Annotated in this window: 1 pseudogene; it reads left to right on the forward strand. The window is 72.9% G+C overall.

Annotated elements, in window-relative coordinates:
• Positions 1-1,051: pseudogene (locus ABD327_RS17955) on the forward strand (hypothetical protein); the annotation flags it as partial.
• Positions 1,052-1,080: the final 29 nt, after the last annotated feature.

Raw genomic sequence — 1,080 nt, forward strand, 5'->3', positions numbered from 1 at the left:
CCTGCTGGCGCTGGTGCCGCAGTCCGGCAACGCCGCGGCCACCCCCGGACAGCGCGAGGACCTGCTCAACGAGGGAACCCGGATCGCCGCGCAGCTGCCGGCTCCTCCCCCTCCGCGCACCCCCACCCCGGCGCCGTTCGCACCGCCCTCCCAGCCTCCTCAGCAGCCCTACACGGCCTCCGCGGGCTCCGCCGGCCCCCAGCCGTTCCACCAGCCGGGCCAGCCCCAGCCCGGGCAGTACGGGCAGCACGGCCAGCCCGGCACTCCGCCGCCGTTCCAGCAGTCCGGGTTCCAGCCCGGGCTGCAGCACGGGCAGCCGGGCTTCCAGCAGGCCGCCCCGTTCCAGCAGACGCCTCCGCCCTTCCAGCCCGGCGCCGGTCAGGGGTTCCCGCCCGGACCCGGCACCCCGGGCGCGTTCGCGCCGCCCCCCGGCCCGCCCGCCCGCCGCTCCAACGGCCCGGCGATCGCCGCGATCGGCTGCGCGGTCCTGCTCATCCTGGTGCTGCTGGTGGCGATCGTGATCATCGCCTCCGACGGCGACGACGACCCGATCGTCGCGCCCACGAACGCCTACAGCAGCGAGCCGTCCCAGCAGCAGCCGCAGCAGACCCAGCAGCCCCAGAGCTCCGGCGCGACCTGCGACCCGCAGCCCTCGGACACCACCTTCTGCTCCGACTACGCGGGCACCTGGACCGGCGTGGTCACCCAGGTCAAGCCGAGCAGCGGCCGCTACTCGGTCAAGCTCGTCATCCAGGAGGGCGCCTCCACCGGGCAGGTGACCTACTCCAACGCCCCCGGCGCCGAGACCGTCTGGTCGTGCTCGGGCACGCTGACCTTCCTGCACCACACCCCCGGCGCCGTCTACAAGACGGTGGTCCGCGAGAACATCACCAGCAAGAACAACGCCAAGTGCGACGACGTCTCGTACAACGAGCTGTTCCCCAAGTCGTCCAACAAGAACGAGATGTTCTTCACGAACTTCTTCACCCAGGGAGCCGCCGACGCCGGCGGCGACGAGTACAGCTCGATCGGCACTCTGACGAGGCAGTGAGAGCACCGCGGGCTCCGCACCGCCCCCGC

Origin of the sequence: Actinocorallia aurantiaca, from assembly GCF_039533685.1 — a bacterium.
GTDB classification, from domain to species: domain Bacteria; phylum Actinomycetota; class Actinomycetes; order Streptosporangiales; family Streptosporangiaceae; genus Actinocorallia; species Actinocorallia aurantiaca.